This is a genomic window from Pseudomonas sp. A25(2017) (genome assembly GCF_002001065.1).
Lineage (GTDB): Bacteria > Pseudomonadota > Gammaproteobacteria > Pseudomonadales > Pseudomonadaceae > Aquipseudomonas > Aquipseudomonas kilonensis.
Window position 1 is genome coordinate 32178 of the sequence record NZ_MUOA01000059.1, and the last position, 17266, is coordinate 49443.

16 protein-coding genes and 1 tRNA gene are annotated in these 17266 nt (G+C 60.3%); 6 read left to right on the forward strand and 11 right to left on the reverse strand.

The window, feature by feature from the left end:
• Positions 1–157: 157 nt before the first annotated feature.
• The 5 genes from B0E42_RS12295 to oscA all read right to left on the reverse strand — a co-directional run bounded on the left by B0E42_RS12295 (position 158) and on the right by oscA (position 4358).
• Positions 158–1147: a sulfate/molybdate ABC transporter ATP-binding protein gene (locus B0E42_RS12295; protein ID WP_053177534.1), complete on the reverse strand. Its 990-nt coding sequence runs from the start codon at positions 1145–1147 to the stop codon at positions 158–160.
• A 3-nt stretch (positions 1148–1150) separates the two neighbouring features.
• On the reverse strand, positions 1151–2020 hold the full coding sequence (cysW, locus tag B0E42_RS12300) for a sulfate ABC transporter permease subunit CysW (protein WP_003196505.1): 870 nt from the start codon (positions 2018–2020) through the stop codon (positions 1151–1153).
• Positions 2021–2032: 12 nt separating this feature from the next.
• On the reverse strand, positions 2033–2851 hold the full coding sequence (cysT, locus tag B0E42_RS12305) for a sulfate ABC transporter permease subunit CysT (protein ID WP_013692011.1): 819 nt from the start codon (positions 2849–2851) through the stop codon (positions 2033–2035).
• 177 nt (positions 2852–3028) lie between these two features.
• Positions 3029–4042 carry a sulfate ABC transporter substrate-binding protein gene (locus B0E42_RS12315; protein WP_018613248.1) on the reverse strand — a complete coding sequence of 338 codons (1014 nt, stop codon included), beginning with the start codon at positions 4040–4042 and terminating at the stop codon, positions 3029–3031.
• Positions 4043–4175: 133 nt separating this feature from the next.
• Entirely contained in the window at positions 4176–4358 is a 183-nt protein-coding gene (gene oscA / locus B0E42_RS12320) for a sulfur starvation response protein OscA (RefSeq protein WP_018613250.1), read from the reverse strand.
• A 481-nt stretch (positions 4359–4839) separates the two neighbouring features.
• On the opposite strand from oscA, the gene B0E42_RS12325 reads away from it, so the two are divergent.
• Complete coding sequence (locus tag B0E42_RS12325; RefSeq protein WP_053177532.1) at positions 4840–5223, forward strand: DUF6124 family protein; 384 nt, start codon at positions 4840–4842, stop codon at positions 5221–5223.
• 492 nt (positions 5224–5715) lie between these two features.
• Here the strand turns inward: B0E42_RS12325 and B0E42_RS31100 are convergent, their stop codons facing one another.
• Positions 5716–5883 carry a nucleoid-structuring protein H-NS gene (locus tag B0E42_RS31100; protein WP_168188513.1) on the reverse strand — a complete coding sequence of 56 codons (168 nt, stop codon included), beginning with the start codon at positions 5881–5883 and terminating at the stop codon, positions 5716–5718.
• Positions 5884–6032: 149 nt separating this feature from the next.
• Entirely contained in the window at positions 6033–7940 is a 1908-nt protein-coding gene (dibA, locus tag B0E42_RS12340; RefSeq protein ID WP_077506501.1) for a phosphodiesterase DibA, read from the reverse strand.
• 146 nt (positions 7941–8086) lie between these two features.
• On the opposite strand from dibA, the gene desA reads away from it, so the two are divergent.
• Positions 8087–9271: a delta-9 fatty acid desaturase DesA gene (gene desA, locus B0E42_RS12345; RefSeq protein WP_024616539.1), complete on the forward strand. Its 1185-nt coding sequence runs from the start codon at positions 8087–8089 to the stop codon at positions 9269–9271.
• A 204-nt stretch (positions 9272–9475) separates the two neighbouring features.
• Positions 9476–10465, forward strand: a complete 990-nt coding sequence (locus B0E42_RS12350; protein ID WP_018606648.1) for a sensor domain-containing diguanylate cyclase — start codon at positions 9476–9478, stop codon at positions 10463–10465.
• Positions 10466–10611: 146 nt separating this feature from the next.
• Here the strand turns inward: B0E42_RS12350 and B0E42_RS12355 are convergent, their stop codons facing one another.
• The 3 genes from B0E42_RS12355 to gabD all read right to left on the reverse strand — a co-directional run bounded on the left by B0E42_RS12355 (position 10612) and on the right by gabD (position 14861).
• Positions 10612–11829 (reverse strand): HDOD domain-containing protein, encoded by a 1218-nt coding sequence (locus tag B0E42_RS12355; protein ID WP_077506502.1) that lies wholly within the window; start codon positions 11827–11829, stop codon positions 10612–10614.
• A gap of 138 nt (positions 11830–11967) precedes the next feature.
• A complete protein-coding gene (gabT, locus tag B0E42_RS12360; RefSeq protein WP_018606645.1) occupies positions 11968–13245 on the reverse strand; it encodes a 4-aminobutyrate--2-oxoglutarate transaminase in 1278 nt (425 codons plus the stop codon).
• Between the two features lie 173 nt (positions 13246–13418).
• Complete coding sequence (gene gabD / locus B0E42_RS12365; protein ID WP_024616535.1) at positions 13419–14861, reverse strand: NADP-dependent succinate-semialdehyde dehydrogenase; 1443 nt, start codon at positions 14859–14861, stop codon at positions 13419–13421.
• A 349-nt stretch (positions 14862–15210) separates the two neighbouring features.
• Here gabD and B0E42_RS12370 point away from each other — a divergent pair.
• A tRNA-Arg gene (locus tag B0E42_RS12370) sits at positions 15211–15287 on the forward strand.
• Positions 15288–15401: 114 nt separating this feature from the next.
• Positions 15402–15566, forward strand: a complete 165-nt coding sequence (locus tag B0E42_RS31105) for a hypothetical protein (RefSeq protein ID WP_156334879.1) — start codon at positions 15402–15404, stop codon at positions 15564–15566.
• 113 nt (positions 15567–15679) lie between these two features.
• On the opposite strand, the gene B0E42_RS12375 is transcribed toward B0E42_RS31105, so the two are convergent.
• Entirely contained in the window at positions 15680–16555 is an 876-nt protein-coding gene (locus B0E42_RS12375; protein ID WP_018606639.1) for a LysR family transcriptional regulator, read from the reverse strand.
• 106 nt (positions 16556–16661) lie between these two features.
• Between B0E42_RS12375 and B0E42_RS12380 the strand changes: the two genes are divergently transcribed.
• Positions 16662–17081: a DUF1330 domain-containing protein gene (locus B0E42_RS12380; RefSeq protein WP_018606637.1), complete on the forward strand. Its 420-nt coding sequence runs from the start codon at positions 16662–16664 to the stop codon at positions 17079–17081.
• The last annotated feature ends 185 nt before the right edge of the window (positions 17082–17266 follow it).

The window sequence follows — 17266 nt, forward strand, 5'->3', positions numbered from 1 at the left end:
ACAAGGGTGGGCGGGGTTATTCAGATTCGGATCGGGGTGTCAGTGAGGACGCCATCGCGAGCAAGCTCGCTCCCACAATGGACCTCCATATGTACACAGATAGAGTGTTCACTGAAGTTCTACTGTGGGAGCGAGCCTGCTCGCGATGCTTTTGCTTTTAAAGGTTTGAGACTTTCTGCCAGACCTTCGGCTTGAAGAACAGCGTCTCGCCCTTCGCCAACCCCACCAGGCTGTCATGGTCCTTCACCACTTCCGCTTCGATCAGCTCGCTCTGGCCTTCCACCTTCAGGGTCACCCGAGTGGTGGCGCCGAGCGGACGGATGTCGCGCACTTCGGCGGCGTGGTGGTCTTCCAGCTCCGAGCGCGACAGCGAGACTTCGTGAGGACGGAACAGTACATGCCGGTCCTCACCCAAATGCAGGCGGTTCGAGTCGCCGAGGAAGTGGTACACAAAGTCGCTGGCCGGGTTCTCGTAGACGTCGCCGGGTGAGCCGATCTGCTCGATCACGCCTTTGTTCATCACCACGATCCGATCGGCGACTTCCATGGCCTCTTCCTGGTCGTGAGTCACGAACACCGAGGTCAGGTTGATGTCCTCGTGCAGCCGCGCCAGCCAGCGGCGCAGTTCCTTGCGGACCTTGGCGTCGAGGGCACCGAACGGCTCATCCAGCAGCAGCACCTTGGGCTCCACCGCCAGGGCGCGGGCCAGGGCGATGCGCTGGCGCTGGCCGCCGGACAGCTGCTCCGGGTAGCGGTCGGCGAGCCAGTCCAGTTGCACCATGTTCAACAGCTCATGAACCTTGGTCGCGATCTGGCTTTCGTTCGGACGCTGGTGCTTGGGCTTCATGCGCAAGCCGAAGGCCACGTTGTCGAACACCGTCATGTGTCGGAACAAGGCGTAGTGCTGGAACACGAAACCGACGTTGCGATCGCGCACGTCGTGGCCGGACACGTCCTCGCCGTGGAACACGATGCTGCCTTGGTCCGGGGTCTCGAGGCCGGCGATGATCCGCAGCAGAGTGGTCTTGCCGCAGCCCGACGGGCCCAGCAGCGCCACCAGCTCGCCGCTCTGGATATCCAGGCTGATCTCGTCCAGGGCCCTGAACGCGTTGAAATTCTTGCTGACGTTACGGACTTCGATCGACATGACTTATTCCTCCGCGGCGCTGGCGCGCAGGCGGTTGATTCGGTTTTCGCTCCACTGCTTGAGCAGCAGGATGAAGAGCGCCAGGATCAGCAACAGGCTCGCCACAGCGAACGCGGCCACGTGGTTGTATTCGTTGTAGAGGATCTCGACGTGCAGCGGCAGGGTGTTGGTCACCCCGCGAATGTGCCCGGACACCACCGACACCGCGCCGAACTCACCCATGGCCCGGGCGGTACACAGCACCACGCCATAGATCAGGCCCCACTTGATGTTCGGCACAGTGACATGCCAGAACATCTGCCAGCCATTGGCGCCCAGCAGGCGCGCGGCCTCTTCTTCCTGGGTGCCTTGTTCCTGCATCAGCGGGATCAGCTCACGGGCCACGAACGGTACGGTGACGAAGATGGTCGCCAGGACGATGCCCGGCAGCGCGAACACGATCTGGATGTCGTGATCCGACAGCCACGGCCCGAACAGGCCCTGGGCGCCGAACATCAGCACGTAGACAAGACCGGCGATCACCGGCGACACCGAGAACGGCAGGTCGATCAGCGTCACCAGCATGCTCTTGCCACGGAATGAATATTTGCTCACGCACCACGCGGCACTGACGCCGAACACCAGGTTCAGCGGCACCGAGATCAGCACCGCAACCACCGTGAGTTTCAACGCCGACAGTGCGTCGGGTTCAAAGATCGCCGTGAAGAACGCCCCCAGCCCGAGCTTCAGGCCCTGGGATACCACGATGAACAGCGGCAACAGCAGAAACAGCGCAAAAATCAGCCAACCAAGACCGATCAACACGCGCCGCGACGTCGCACTGCCGCGGCGGGCGGCGTTGGTGGAGGCCGCGGAAATAGACGATTGGGACATGTTCGCGCCTCCTTATGGGGTTTCGATGCGCCGCTGCAACAGGTTGATCAGCAGCAACAGGACGAAGGAAACCACCAGCATCAGCACGCCGATGGAGGTGGCGCCGGTGTAGTCGTATTGGTCGAGCTTGACCATGATCAGCAGCGGCAGGATCTCGGTTTTCATCGGCATGTTGCCGGCGATGAAAATCACCGAACCGTACTCGCCCACGCCACGGGCAAACGCCAGGGCGAAGCCGGTCAACCAGGCCGGCAACAACGCCGGCACCAGGATGTGGCGGAACACCTGCCATGGCTTGGCGCCGAGGCAAGCGGCGGCTTCTTCGACTTCACGGGGAATATCGGCCAGCACCGGCTGCACCGTGCGCACCACGAACGGCAGCGTCACGAAGGTCAGCGCCAGGGTGATGCCCAGCGGCGTATAAGCGATCTTGAAGCCCAGGTCGGTGGCGAACTGGCCGACCAGGCCGGTCGGCGCATACAAGGCCGTCAGGGCAATACCGGCCACGGCGGTGGGCAGGGCGAACGGCAGGTCGATCATCGCGTCGATGATCTTGCGGCCGGGAAAGGTGTAGCGCACCAGCACCCAGGCCAACAGCGTACCGATCACGCCGTTGATGATCGCGGCGTACAGCGCGGTGCCGAAACTGAGTTTCAAAGCCGCCAGCACCCGCGGCGCCGAAATGATCGCCCAGAACTGTTCCCAGGTGAGTTGAGCGGCATGCACGAACATCGCCGCCAGGGGTATGAGCACAATCAGACTGAGGTACACCAGGGTGTAGCCCAGCGTCAGCCCGAAGCCGGGTATGACGGGGGATATGCGACGCGACATAGAGGTCCTTGGTTAAAAACACTAAACATGGAAGCAAGACTGGGTGGGAGCAAGGCTTGCCCGCGATAGAGGCGACTCGGTTTCTGAAGGACCGCATCGCATCCATCGCGGGCAAGCCTTGCTCCCACAAAATCCCCTCACCACAAATTCGGTGTCTGGCTTTAGCTTTGTTTCAGCTTACTGCGCCTGATAGATCTGGTCGAACACGCCGCCATCGTTGAAGAATTTCGGTTGGGCGCTTTTCCAGCCGCCGAAGTCCTTGTCGATGGTCACCAGCTCCACCTTCGGAAATTGCCGGGCGTACTTGGCGGCCACGTCCTTGTCACGCGGGCGATAGTAGTTTTTCGCGGCGATTTCCTGGCCGGCCGGGCTGTACAGGTGCTTGAGGTAGGCTTCGGCAATCTCCAGGTTGCCCTTCTTCTCGGCGTTCTTGTCCACCACCGCCACGGGCGGTTCGGCGAGGATCGACAACGACGGCACGACAATGTCGAACTTGTCCGCGCCACCGTCCTCTTTCAGCGCCAGGAAGGCTTCGTTTTCCCAGGCCAGCAACACGTCACCCTGACCGTTGTTGACGAAGGTAATCGTCGAGCCACGGGCGCCGGTGTCGAGGATCGGCACGTGCTTGAACAGCGCCTGCACGTATTCCTTGGCCTTGGCTTCATCACCCCCGTTGGCCTTCAGGCCGTAGGCCCAGGCGGCGAGGAAATTCCAGCGCGCACCGCCGGAAGTCTTCGGGTTCGGGGTGATGACCGACACGTCATTCTTGATCAGGTCGCCCCAATCCTTGATGCCCTTGGGGTTGCCCTTGCGCACCAGGAACACGATGGTGGACGTGTAGGGCGTGCTGGCTTCCGGCAGGCGTGTTTGCCAGTCCGCTGGCAGCGACTTGCCCAGCTTGGCGATTTCATCGATGTCGCCGGCCAGGGCCAGGGTCACCACGTCGGCCCGCAGACCATCGATCACCGCCCGACCTTGCTTGCCCGAACCACCGTGGGACTGCTGGATCTTCACGCTGTCGTCCGGGTGCGCTTTCTTCCAGAAACTGGCGAATTCGGCGTTGTAATCCTGATAAAGCTCACGCGTCGGGTCGTAGGACACGTTAAGCAGCTCGTAATCCTTGGCGACGGCGGAACCGGCAAAAACAGCACTGGCCAGCGCGGCCAGGGCATAACGACGAATGGACGACATGGTGAAAGCTCCTGGAATTCTGGTTTCTTATGGCTTCTGAATATCGAGTGACGGGTAGAAAAGATCGCAGCCTTCGGCAGCTCCTACACTCAGCCCCCGTAGGAGCTGCCGAAGGCTGCGATCTTTTGTTTTTTCAAGACGACTTATGACTGGGTTGTTGCAGCCGGAATTTTTCCTTGCGCTCGATCTGGACCACCTGCGCGTTGTGCACGGTGATCTCCACTGCCCCAAAGCGTAGATCGCGCAACGCGCTCTGGATCTCGCGCAAGATGGTTGCTTCGTCCTGGCCGTCAACGCTACGTAGAGATGCGCTCATGCTGCTGCTCCTTTGAATGAATGCCTGGCAGTGGGCGGCACTGCTTGCGGCGTGGGAGCAATACTAGATAAAGGCGGATATTCTTAAAAAGACTATTTAAGAATTTTTATATAACCAAAATTACATAAAGTAGCCGACGTCCTACGGCAGGGGTGATTGGGGGCTTTTTACCTGCCAAATCCTCGGAGATTTCCTTCAAGACGTAGGGGTGTGCATGAACTAGGCACCCTGGTTTTGCACCGCTAACCTTGGTTCGTCATCGCAAAAAACGGTGATACGGACGTGCAAGTCCGGACTGGTACGCAATTGCTTATGGCTATTGACCGAGCATTTTTTTATGCTCGCGTCCGTTATGGCAATTGTGCGTGGGAGGCCTTCGGGCCTGCCGGCGGTACCGGACCGGTCTTGCACACCTACGTACAGTTGCCACCTCTTCGAATGCAAGCGAAAGGATGTCGACCCCAACTCTGGTACATAAAATATGGTCAAGCATTCACCGAATCCGCCACAAAGCGGCCACAAATCCCGCGTCCAAGCGCAGGAAGAAAAAAAGCTCGATGACGCCGCTACCCGCGCCCTCGACTACTACCTCAAGCCCAAGCCCGCCTCACCGCCCGAACCTGACAAAAACCAACTCTTCATCGTTTCCCCCCACATCGACACCGAAACCCTGCTCGCCAACGCCTCCGAAGACCTGCTCTCCATCAGCACCATCGCCGCCGACCTGGCTGACGACGTGGACGATTCACGCCGCTGCGTCGCCCTGGCGATCAGTCGCATGGCCGATGGGGTGCAGTTGTTGGTCGAGCGGGCGTTGGATCATTTGGAAACCAAGGAGATGGCGGCGTCTGGGGCCAAGGGGTAGCGCTTTGCATTGATGCAGGCTGAACCGGCGCCATCGCGAGCAAGCTCGCTCCCACAGGGGGAATTGGGTTGTCGCGGATACCACAGTCAACCCAAAACAACTGTGGGAGCGAGCTTGCTCGCGATAGCGCAGTGTCAGGCAACAATGATGCAAGCTGAACCGACGCCTTCGCGAGCAGGCTCGCTCCCACAGTTGGATTGGGGTACGGCTGGAGAGATAGGTCGGCTATCAGGCCGCCTCGCGAGCAAGCTTTGCTCCCACAGCTCCTGCTCAAACAGATCTGACGGGTATACGACCGGGAGAACCAGGTCGGCTGTCAGGCCGCCTCGCGAGCAAGCTTTGCTCCCACAGGCCCTGCTCAAACAGATCTGACGGATGTACGACCGGGAGAGCCAGGTCGGCTGTCAGGCCGCCTCGCGAGCAAGCTTTGCTCCCACAGGCCCTGCTCAAACAGATCTGAGGGGTGTACGACCGCAAGAGCCAGGCCGGCTGTTAGGCCGCCTCGCGGTGGACGTTGATCTCGGGCGCCCCGTTAACCACGATGGCCGAACGCAGGCATTGCGTAGTGGGCATCCCGGCATGGATGCCGGGATAGCCGCGCTGGGCCATGGATGGCCCTTCGCGGCGGGCCCACGGAGCAATGCCGGAGTGAGGGCACACCGAGCCTAGGCGAGGTGCCGAGTGGTGGGGCAGAAGCGTTTTGCTTACTTTTGCGCTTCTCAAAAGTGAGCCGCCGTCAGGGCGGAACCCTAAGCGGCCGTTACCGCAGCAACGGATATGCACTCGACCAACATCAATCCCCCTGACGATCAAGCAATAACCGGCGCCCGCCCCCAATCCAACTGCGCCGCCGCCACGGGCCGGCCAAACCAGTAACCCTGCCCCAACTCACACGCCTGTCCAAGCAAAAATACCGCCTGCTCACGCTGCTCGATGCCCTCGGCGTGCACCTGCATCCCCATGCTATGGGCCAGGGCGATGATCACCCGGACGATCGCCGCATCATCCTCATCCCACGGCAACCCCGCGACAAAACCCTGATCAATCTTGAGCTTCTGCACCGGCAAACGCTTGAGCCGCAGCAGCGACGAATACCCCGTGCCAAAATCGTCGATGGCCAGGCGCACGCCCAGCTCCCGCAGGCGATGCATCTGCTCCAGCGCCACCTCCGGGTCTTCCATCACCGCGCTTTCCGTCACTTCCAGTTCCAGGCAACCCGGATCCAGGCCCGTGTCATGCAACACCTGGGCGACCTGGTCATACAACTCGCGACGGGCAAACAACCGACTCGATACGTTGACGGCGACAAACGACAGCGCCACGCCGGCCTGCTGCCACTGGCACATCTGCCGGCAGGCCTGGTCCATGACCCAGGCATCGACCTGGGCAATCAGACCGGTACGCTCAGCGATGGGAATGAACTCGGCCGGCGACACCAATCCACGCGTGGGATGCTCCCATCGCACCAGCGCCTCGACACCGATCAGACGACTGGTCGCCAGCTCGTGGACCGGCTGGTAGTGAACGCGCAACTCCTGTTGCTGCAGCGCGCGCCGCAGTTCGAAGGCAATCTCGACCCGCTGCTGGGCGTGGGCCGTGAGTTCTTCGGTGTACAAGGCGTAGCCGTCGCGTCCGGCGCTCTTGGCCTTGAACAACGCCGAATCGGCATTGCGCAGCAGCTGCCCGGCGCTCAGGGCATCGCCGGGAAACAGGCTGATGCCGATGCTGGCATTGATGAACAATGCGTGGTCATCGAACCGCAGGGGCTCTTTCAAGGCATCGAGGATGCGCCGGGCCAGCGCCGCTGTCTGGCCTGGCTGCGAGCAGTTTTCCACCAGCACCGCAAATTCGTCGCCCCCGAGCCGGGCCAGGGTCACGCCCGGCGCAAAAAGCCCGCGGAACCGCTCGGCCACGCCTTTGAGCAATTCATCGCCCACGTTGTGACCCAGGCTGTCATTGATGTTCTTGAAGTGATCCAGGTCCAGCAGCAACAGGGCACAGCCACGCTTGTGCAACTGCGCCGACGCCAGGGCCTGCTCGGTGCGATCGGAAAACAGCAGGCGGTTGGGCAAGCCTGTCAGCGGGTCGTGATGGGCCAGGTAGGCCAGTTCGTGCTCGGAATCCTTGATGGCGCTGATGTCGGAAAACACCGCGACATAATGGCTGACTTCGCCGCTGTCGTCGTGAATGACGCGGATCGTCTGCCATTGCGGGTAGATCTCACCGCTTTTACGTCGATTCCAGATCTCGCCGCTCCACTCCCCCAGGCTGTCCAGGGAGGTAAACATGTCGCGATAGAAATCCGGCCCATGGCGACCGGACTTGAACAGGGTGGGGCGCTGGCCCAGCACTTCATCCCGCACATAACCGGTGATCGCCATGAAGGCCCGGTTCACGTGCACGATCAGGCCGTTGCGGTCAGTCACCAACACCCCTTCGCGGGTGCAATCGAAGACGGCGGCAGCCTGGCGCAGGCGCTCTCGATCGGCGCCGTGCTCGCCCTTGGCGAAAAATCGCGAGATCCGCGCCCGCGCCAGGAAGATCAACCCGGCGCTGAGCAGGACCCAGGCATAGCCGTTGATCAGCAGCCAGCGTTGTCTGTCGGCGAATTGATCGAAGAAACTGCTCAATAAATAACCAATCAGCTGCAGCCAGACGACTGACAATACAAGGTAAAGCAGCGCTACGCGCATGGCACTGCGTTGATGGGCAGGCATTTGGCCATCCATGTCCCTACAGAGAGGTGGGGATTATAGAGGAAGAAACATTCAGCCACTCTTATCTGAAAGGCCGACTGGTTTTATCTGTGGGGCTGGTGATAATGCTACGGTGGTTTTTATCTTTATCGAGGGTCCTACAGCCTATGTGGTACGAAGGTTTTCTTGGCTTGTCGGCCTGGTCACTGGTGGCAGTCACCCTGCTGATGACCCACGTCACGATCATTGGCGTCACGGTCTACCTGCACCGTTATTCGGCGCATCGCTCCCTGGAGCTCAACGCCGGTCTCAAGCATTTCTTCCGTTTCTGGCTGTGGCTGACCACGGCGCAGAACACCCGCGAGTGGACCGCCATCCACCGCAAGCACCACGCCAAATGCGAAACCGAGGACGACCCTCACAGCCCGGTCATAAAAGGCTTGTCCACCGTGCTGCGCAAAGGCGCCGAGCTGTATCGTGCCGAGGCGGAAAACCCGGAAACCCTGCGCATCTACGGCAAGAACTGCCCCGACGACTGGATCGAGCGCAACCTCTACAGCCGCTTCCCGCTGCTGGGTGTGGCGATCATGGGCATCATCGACCTGCTGTTGTTCGGCACCATCGGCATCACCATCTGGGCCATCCAGATGATGTGGATTCCCGTGTGGGCCGCCGGCGTGGTCAATGGCCTGGGCCATGCCGTGGGCTACCGCAACTTCGAATGCCGCGACGCGGCGACCAACCTGGTGCCCTGGGGCATCCTGATCGGCGGCGAAGAGCTGCACAACAATCACCACACCTACCCCAACTCGGCCAAGCTGTCGGTACGCAAATGGGAGTTCGACCTGGGCTGGGCCTGGATCCGGGTGTTCAGTTTCCTGCGCCTGGCCAAGGTCCAGCGGGTTGCGCCGATCGCCCACCGGGTCGAAGGCAAGGGCCACCTGGACATGGACACGGCCATGGCGATCCTCAACAACCGTTTCCAGATCATGGCGCAGTACCGCCGGCTGGTCATCGCGCCACTGGTCAAGCAGGAACTGGAAAAGGTCGATCACTCGGTGCGTCACCAGTTCCACCGGGCCAAACGCCTGCTGTCGCGGGAAACCAGCCTGCTGGACGACCGTCACCATGTGCGCATCCAGAACATGCTCGAACACAGCCAGGCGCTGAAGGTGATCTACGAGAAACGCCTGGCCTTGCAGCAGATCTGGGTCAAGACCAGCAGCAACGGCCACGACATGCTCGCCGCCATCAAGGAATGGGTCAGCGAAGCCGAGGCCAGCGGCATCCAGTCCCTGCGCGAGTTTGCCGACCAGCTCAAGACCTACTCGCTACGGCCTGCCACGGCCTGACAAAACCACTGTGGCGAGGGAGCAAGCTCCCTCGCCACAGGTCCAGCCCCCATAATTCAACTGGCTAAATCCCCCGCCCTTCGTCGCCTGAAAAGGAACTTCGTCCCAAATCCCCTATCTCAAAGAGCACTTCGCCATCCAGGCGGGTTTTGGAGAAAGCGCGTGCGAACCAACAGCAGTGCATGCTCTTTGAGATTTGTGCCGATGGTCGACAAGAACCTACAGGATTACTCCCTACCTCATTGGCCCGAGGCAGCCCAGACGCTCATGGCGCTGATGCATGCCCAGGGTGAGGTGGCGCGCCTGAGCGAGCGTGAGCAGTTGTTCAGCTCGTTGCTGGTCAGCGTCAATGCCGTGCTGTGGGCGTTCAACTGGGAAACCCGGCAGGTGCTGTATGTCAGCCCCGCCTACGAGCGGATCTTCGGCCGCCCCGCCGGCCTGGTCCTGGCTGACCTCAACGAATGGCGCGACGCAATCTACCCCGACGACCTGGAGTACGCCGAGCGCAGCCTGGCCGAGGTTTTGGTCAAAGGCGCCGTCGAAGACCGTGAATACCGCATCATCGCCGGCAACGGCCAGATCCGCTGGCTGAGCGACAAATGCTTCATCAACCGCCAGGCCGAGCCAGGGCAACCGGTGATCGTGGTTGGCATCGCCGAGGACATCACCGAAAAGAAGCTGTTGGAAAGTGAACTGCAGCGATTGGCGACCACCGATGTGCTGACCCAGAGCAGCAATCGCCGGCACTTTTTCGAATGCGCCCACCGTGAATTCGAGCAGGCACGGCTGCAAGGGACGCCCATGGCGTTCCTGTTGCTGGACATCGATGACTTCAAGGTGATCAACGACACCTACGGCCATCAGGAAGGCGATACCGTGTTGCAGAGAATCGCCGAAAGCGGGCGGTCCGTGCTCCGGCGCGGCGACCTGTTCGGGCGGATCGGCGGCGAAGAGTTCGCCGCGGTGTTCCCCGGCTGTCCCCCGGACATGGCGCTGCAAGTGGCCGAGCGGTTGCAACGGGAGATCCAGCGCTTGAATTTTCGCTGCGGCGAGCAGAACTTCGGCATCACCGTGAGCCAGGGCCTGACCACCATTACCCCCGAAGACCAGTCCCTCGACAGCCTGTTCGCCCGCGCCGACGCGGCCATGTACGAAGCCAAGCGCAAGGGAAAGAACCGTATCATCGCGGCTTGATTGAGTTGTCCCGCCACTGATCAACTGTGGGAGCAAGGCTTGCCTGCGATAGCAGCGCCTCGGTGTCCACTTGAACCCGAGTTGCCTGCATCGCGAGCAAGCTTTGCTCCCACAAAGCCCGCTCCCACAGGGGTTAGGTGCCGGTGCTACTTACGGCGCAATCGCGTCAACTCCGGCAAGCCGATCTTCAGCAACCGCGCCGTACGGCTACGGGCCAGTTCTTCAAGGCCCTCATGGGCGGGCAGGTGCGCCATCTGCGCCGCCATGTTCATCACCAAGGCTTCACGGGAATACACCCCGCCCCCCAGGCTATAGACCGCCGCGATCAACTCCCGCAGCTCCAACGGCAGACGCCAGCGGGCACGTAACGCTGAGCCGAAACTGGCGCCGAACGTGTCCAGCGAGTCGCCGACTTCCTCCGGTTCGTCCAGCTCACCACCGGCCTGTTTCCACTCTTCCAGGCAGCGCAGCAACGCCAGGTCGCCCAGGCGATGCAACAACCCGGCGCAATAACAACGCTCCTGCTCCAAGTCCAGCAACCGCGCCATCGTCCGGGCGTATTCGGCGGTGTGCAGCGACAGTTCCCAGTAACGTTCGGCATAATCCGCCAGGCACGGAACGCTGAGCCGGGCGCAGCGTTTGAGGGTCAGGGCGAGGATCAGGTTCATGCTTGGTCCGGAACCAAGCTGGTGCAGCGCCTGGGCCACGGTCTGCACCGGGCTACCGCCCTGATGCTGGGCAGCGCTGTTGGCCGCCGCGATCAGCACCGCGGTGATCTGCGGGTCGGTACGGATCTCTTCTTCGAGCAGTTTCAAGTCCAGGCCGCCGGGGTTGAGGCTGCGCTTGACCGCCACTTGCACATCGGTCATCAAGGGCGCGCCCTCGGACAGGTCACGCCGACGTTCCAGGAAGGTGAGCAAGGTCAACGCCGGCCCCGGAACCGGCGCATCGTTGGAGGTTTCTTCACCGCCGCCCACTAACAACCCCTGCAAACGCTGGGTCAGGCTTTCCCGGTTCAAGGGCTTGGTCAGATACGCGGTCGGCGCCAGCGGCAGGACCTCGCGCACGCTGGCACTGTCGTTGCGCCGACTCATCAGGATGAACGGCAACGGCGGCGTGCGATGCTGCTGGCGAAGGCCACGCAGAATCGCCAGGCCATCAACCCCCGGCAGCTCCCAATCGGCGATCACCAGGTCGTAGGGATGCTTCGCCAGCAAATCCAAAGCCTCTTTGCCGTCGTCACAAGTGTCCACCCGAGCATCGCAGCGCACACCCGACAACACCTGCTCAAGCAGCTCGCGAGAAGCCGGATCGGCCTCGGCGATCAACACACGGGGTACAGCGGGTAAATCCACAGCAGTCATGCAGCATGCTCCCTTGCCATACTTGCACCTTAGACGTTGGTGGTCGTTCCAGACAGCTCAAAATCCACCAGGCAGCTTCGCCTATATGAAAAAACCCGCCAGAAGGCGGGTTTTTGTGGATCAGCGCACAACCGTCACTCAGAGTTCGGAGAAGCACTCTTCGATGATCGCCAGGCCTTTGTCCAGTTGCTCGTCCGGCGCGGTCAGCGGCACCAGCACCCGCAGTACGTTGCCGTAGGTGCCGCAGGACAGCAGGATCAGACCCTTGTCGCGCGCCTTGGCCACGACTTGGGCTACCGCTGCGGCGTTCGGCTTGTGGGAGTCGCCGTTTTCGAACAGCTCCACGGCGATCATCGCGCCCAGGGCACGCACTTCACCGATGACCGGGTACTTCTTCTGGATCGCCTTGAGGCCGGTCACCAGACGCTCGCCCACAGCCTTGCAGCGGTCCAGCAGGTGTTCTTCTTCGAACACTTCCATCACCGCCAGCGCCGCCGCACAGGCGATCGGGCTACCGGCGTAGGTGCCGCCCAGGCCACCCGGCGCGATGGCATCCATGTATTCGGCCTTGCCGCAGACACCGGCCAACGGGAAGCCACCCGCGATGGACTTGGCAAAGGTGGTCAGGTCGGCGGCAACGCCCATCTGCTCCATGGCGAAGAAGGTGCCGGTACGGCCGGCACCGGTCTGCACTTCGTCAGCGATCAGCAGAATGCCGTGCTGGTCGCACAAAGCGCGCAGGCGCTTCATGAATTCCTTGGGCGCTACGTAGAAACCACCCTCGCCCTGCACCGGCTCGATGATGATTGCCGCGATGTCACGCGGCTCGGCGTCGTTCTTGAAGATACGCTCGATGCTGGCGATGGAGTCGTCGATGCTCACGCCGTGCAGTTCGTTCGGGTACAGCGCACGGAAGATGCCGCCTGGCATCAAGCCCATGCCGGCCGAGTACGGCACGACTTTACCGGTCAGGCCCAGGGTCATCATGGTACGACCGTGGTAGGCGCCGGTGAAAGCGATCACACCGGCACGGCCCGTGGCGGCGCGGGCGATTTTCACGGCGTTTTCCACCGCTTCCGAACCGGTGGTCACCAGCAGGGTTTTCTTGGCGAAATCACCCGGCACCTTGGCGTTGATTTTTTCGCACAGTTCCACGTACGGCTCGTAGGCCAGGACCTGGAAGCAGGTGTGGGTCAGCTTGTTCAACTGTGCAGTCACGGCGGCGATGATTTTCGGGTGCACGTGACCGGTGTTCAGCACGGCGATGCCGCCGGCGAAGTCGATAAATTCACGACCTTCAACGTCGGTTACCGTGGCGTTCTTCGCCGATTCGGCAAAGATCGGGTGAATCTGGCCAACACCGCGTGGAACAGCGGCGGTACGGCGGGCCATCAGGTCTGCGTTGGTCTTGCTCATTAAAATGTCCTCATTCGCCGCTCATCGGTCGGCGTGGCTCAAGGAATACATGGCGGGGAGGCAACTGCGACAGCATGCGATGATCGACTGCCGCAGCGTTCCGGCCACAAGAAACAGAACGGGTGAAACGCGCAAAGGGACAGCGCTCTCGTGCCCTTTGCGCTTGCAGCAGATCAGATACCCAGGCAGAGGTATTTGATTTCCAGGTAATCCTCGATGCCGTACTTGGAGCCTTCACGGCCCAGGCCCGAGGCCTTGATGCCGCCGAATGGCGCGACTTCGTTGGAAATCAACCCGGTGTTGACGCCGACCATGCCGTATTCCAGGGCTTCGGCCACACGGAACACACGGCCCAGGTCGCGGGCATAGAAGTACGAGGCCAGGCCGAACTCGGTGTCGTTGGACATCGCGATCACTTCGGCTTCGTCTTTGAAACGGAACAGCGGTGCCAGTGGGCCGAAGGTTTCTTCCTTCGCCACGGCGGCGTTGTTCGGTACGTTGGTCAGGATGGTCGGCTCGAAGAAGTTGCCTTCCATCGCCTTGCCGCCCGACAGCACGGTCGCGCCTTTGCTGACGGCATCAGCGATATGTTCCTGCACCTTGGCGACCGCTTTGCCGTCGATCAACGGACCGGTGGTGGTGCCATCGTCCAGACCGTTGCCGATCTTGAGCTTGGCGACCGCTGCCTTGAGTTTTTCGGCGAACGCGTCGTACACCGAATCCTGGATGTACAGACGGTTGGCGCAGACGCAGGTCTGGCCGTTGTTGCGGTATTTGGAAATGATCGCGCCTTCGACGGCCTTATCCAGGTCCGCGTCGTCGAACACGATGAACGGCGCGTTACCGCCCAGTTCCAAGGAGACTTTCTTGATGTCCTTGGCACATTCGGCCATCAACTGGCGACCGATCTCGGTCGAGCCGGTGAAGGACAGCTTACGCACAATCGGGTTGCTGGTCAGCTCGCCACCGATGTCGCCGGCGCTGCCGGTAACGACGCTCAACACGCCTTGCGGAATGCCGGCACGGTGCGCCAGTTCCACCAGGGCCAGGGCCGAGAACGGGGTTTGCGAAGCTGGCTTGATGACCATGGTGCAACCGGCTGCCAGCGCTGGGCCGGCCTTGCGGGTGATCATGGCGGCCGGGAAATTCCACGGGGTAATGGCCGCGGTCACGCCGATCGGCTGCTTGATCACGATCAGGCGCTTGTCGGGCTGGTGGCCGGGAATCACGTCACCGTAGATGCGCTTGGCTTCTTCGGCGAACCATTCGATGAACGAGGCGGCGTAGACGATTTCGCCCTTGGCTTCGGCCAGCGGCTTGCCTTGTTCCAGGGTCATCAGGCGACCGAGGTCGTCCTGGTTCTCGATCAGCAATTCGTACCAGCGGCGCAGCTTGTTGGCGCGCTCCTTGGCCGTCAGCGCACGCCAGGCCGGCAGCGCCTTGTCGGCGGCTTCAATCGCGCGACGGGTTTCGGCGGCGCCCATCTTCGGCACAGTGCCCAGCACTTCGCCCGTCGCCGGGTTGGTGACCTTGATTGTCTGACCATTGTCCGCATCAACCCAAGCGCCATCGATGAAGGCTTGCTGGCGGAACAACTGGGTGTCTTTAAGCTGCATGTCGGCTTTCCTTAACAGCACCGCGCACGCGCGGAGCGAATTAGATTTGTAGAAAGGCGCCTCGGGGGCTGCCGTCAGGGAAATCATTCACCGGGCTGAAGCACAGAAATAACGCACAAAAGCACAGACGTGCGGTTCAGCACCCAGACAAGAGCGTTTGAAATCTCAAACGAATCCTAGGGCCGATAGGGGTGAAGGACAATAGGCTGTTCGAAAAAAAGAACGAAAAAGCCGAATTTGCCCGCTTTTTCTGATCAGCGTAGCCAAGAGCCGTCGAGCCGCCTGAAAACGCAGGCGATTCAGTAGCATGGACGCCTGCCACGCATATGAGTATCATGGCGCCCGCACTGCACCAGTAGCTCAGCTGGATAGAGTACTGCCCTCCGAAGGCAGGGGTCGTGGGTTCGAATCCCGCCTGGTGCACCATCTTCTTTCCCTTGTATTACAAGGGGATAGCGCTCCTGACAGAAACCTGTCCTAGTCCTGAAAGTCGTTTTTGCCACAAATTTGCCACACTTGAACGTGGCGGGAATGGTCGAAATGGCAACAATCAGGAATCGTGGCGAGTATCAGTGGGAAGCGCAAATCCGCCGCAAGGGCTATCCAGCCCAGCGCAAAACGTTCGAAACCAAATCCGATGCTCAAGCCTGGGCACGCATTGTTGACGCCGATGCCGAATTGACCCACCTGCTGACGCAAGACTGACCCAACTCCCAGTATGCACAAATCCAATAAAGGCAATGATTCGCGAGGAACAGACCGGGTCAGTGACGTCCCGGCAACTGAGTCAATTCGGTGGCGGCACCCAAGCCCCCGCTCTATGGAGAAAGGGCCTTTTTGAAGGCTCCAACGAGTGGCCTCGGATCGTCTTTACGCCACATTGCGTATACCTTGACCGCCGAGGGGAACCAAGGGAGATCACGAAAAGTAAGTCGCCCTGGAAGCGCATCGCGTAGGCTGGATTGAACGAGTGTCACTCCAAGCCCTGCGCCAACAAGACGGAGCGCGGTTAGTAGGTCATCTGCCTCCATTTGGATGTCCGGTACAAAGCCGGATGATCGGCAGTTTTCAATAAAGCGCCGTCGGGCATCGGGATTCCGAGCTTCTGCTAGAGCGATCCAGTGCAGACTGTCGAGATCATCAGCTCGAATATCGGGCTGACCTGCCAATGGATGATCCAACGCCAATGCAAGGACCACGGGCTCACTCATGATTTCTACTACCTGAATATCCGGATCATGGGGTGGCGAATAAAGCATTCCTACATCAATCGCACGGCGGTATAAGGCCTCGACCTGTGCGGCGGAAGATAGTGCATGAAGCGTGACGTTAGACGTTGGTCGTTGCGCCCTTAGGTGCCGGAGGGCTTGAGGCAAAACTTCAGCGTGCATGATGGCCTCGACGTAGCCGACTGCAAGAGTACCGGACTCTCCCTGAGCGAGACGACGGGCGTGAGCTTTGACGCGCTCTGCTTGCGACAACAGATTTTGTGCATCAAGAAGAAATAATCGACCTTCGCCCGTCAGCCTGACCCGTTGGCGTGATCGTTCGAATAGGGTGAGGCCAAGTTGCGCTTCAAGTTGCATAATCTGACGACTAAGCGGTGACTGTGAGATGTGCAATCGTTCAGCCGCCTGACCGATATTTTCGGTCTCAGCAACAACGACAAAGGCGCGAAGTAACTTAAAATCCATGTGATGCTCGTATGGTCTTAAATGTGTCCATATCAGTCTTAGATTGTATCACCGTTTTCTGCAATGCTGATTGTTGATTGCAACTGAGCAGAAAAGGAACGTCAGTATGAAAATGACTAAGTCGAGTCCCCGTCGTCTGATCGCCAGCGGAATTCTAGCGTTTGTCACTTTGACATCTCTCGCAGCTAGCATTGCGTCGGGACAGACGCAACCCGAAATGGCCAGCCCCAACAAGCCTGGATATGCGGTGTTCTTTATTCAGGTAAGCAATCCAGATGCGTATGCGGAGTACGCATCCTTAGTCGTTCCATCTCTAAAACCATATCAAGGCCGCGTGATATCTGCGGTTAGTCGAAATGATATGCGCCAAATTGAGGGCGCTCCGTCCTCGGATAGAGCTGCGATTATTGAGTTTCCGTCCTTGGACATTGCGGAGGAATGGTACAAGTCCTCCCCTTATACGCGCGCGACGGCTATTCGCAACAAGGCTGGAGTAAGCACAGTTGTCCTGATGCGTGGGCGTTAAAGTATGTGCAACTCGATCACCCCTCGATTTGAGGGGTAGGTCGAAGCGAGATACCTGTAGTGGGAACTCAACGGGTTCGACGGATCGGCAGATTGTGTGCGAAAACACAACCAAGATTTAAGCTAATTTAAAGTTGCCGGATGCGAAATGAATAAGTCATAGTTTATGACTGCACACTCGCGACA

What these genes read in the sequence shown, in the direction of transcription:
- dibA (WP_077506501.1), bottom strand. Translation starts at nt 7,940, where the DNA reads ATGCCTGCCCATCAACGCAGTGCCATGCGCGTAGCGCTGCTTTACCTT.
- B0E42_RS12315 (WP_018613248.1), bottom strand. Translation starts at nt 4,042, where the DNA reads ATGTCGTCCATTCGTCGTTATGCCCTGGCCGCGCTGGCCAGTGCTGTT.
- cysT (WP_013692011.1), bottom strand. Translation starts at nt 2,851, where the DNA reads ATGTCGCGTCGCATATCCCCCGTCATACCCGGCTTCGGGCTGACGCTG.
- B0E42_RS12375 (WP_018606639.1), bottom strand. Translation starts at nt 16,555, where the DNA reads ATGGATTTTAAGTTACTTCGCGCCTTTGTCGTTGTTGCTGAGACCGAA.
- B0E42_RS31105 (WP_156334879.1), top strand. Translation starts at nt 15,402, where the DNA reads ATGGCAACAATCAGGAATCGTGGCGAGTATCAGTGGGAAGCGCAAATC.
- oscA (WP_018613250.1), bottom strand. Translation starts at nt 4,358, where the DNA reads ATGAGCGCATCTCTACGTAGCGTTGACGGCCAGGACGAAGCAACCATC.
- B0E42_RS12295 (WP_053177534.1), bottom strand. Translation starts at nt 1,147, where the DNA reads ATGTCGATCGAAGTCCGTAACGTCAGCAAGAATTTCAACGCGTTCAGG.
- B0E42_RS12350 (WP_018606648.1), top strand. Translation starts at nt 9,476, where the DNA reads ATGGTCGACAAGAACCTACAGGATTACTCCCTACCTCATTGGCCCGAG.
- cysW (WP_003196505.1), bottom strand. Translation starts at nt 2,020, where the DNA reads ATGTCCCAATCGTCTATTTCCGCGGCCTCCACCAACGCCGCCCGCCGC.
- B0E42_RS12355 (WP_077506502.1), bottom strand. Translation starts at nt 11,829, where the DNA reads ATGACTGCTGTGGATTTACCCGCTGTACCCCGTGTGTTGATCGCCGAG.
- B0E42_RS12380 (WP_018606637.1), top strand. Translation starts at nt 16,662, where the DNA reads ATGAAAATGACTAAGTCGAGTCCCCGTCGTCTGATCGCCAGCGGAATT.
- gabT (WP_018606645.1), bottom strand. Translation starts at nt 13,245, where the DNA reads ATGAGCAAGACCAACGCAGACCTGATGGCCCGCCGTACCGCCGCTGTT.
- desA (WP_024616539.1), top strand. Translation starts at nt 8,087, where the DNA reads ATGTGGTACGAAGGTTTTCTTGGCTTGTCGGCCTGGTCACTGGTGGCA.
- gabD (WP_024616535.1), bottom strand. Translation starts at nt 14,861, where the DNA reads ATGCAGCTTAAAGACACCCAGTTGTTCCGCCAGCAAGCCTTCATCGAT.
- B0E42_RS12325 (WP_053177532.1), top strand. Translation starts at nt 4,840, where the DNA reads ATGGTCAAGCATTCACCGAATCCGCCACAAAGCGGCCACAAATCCCGC.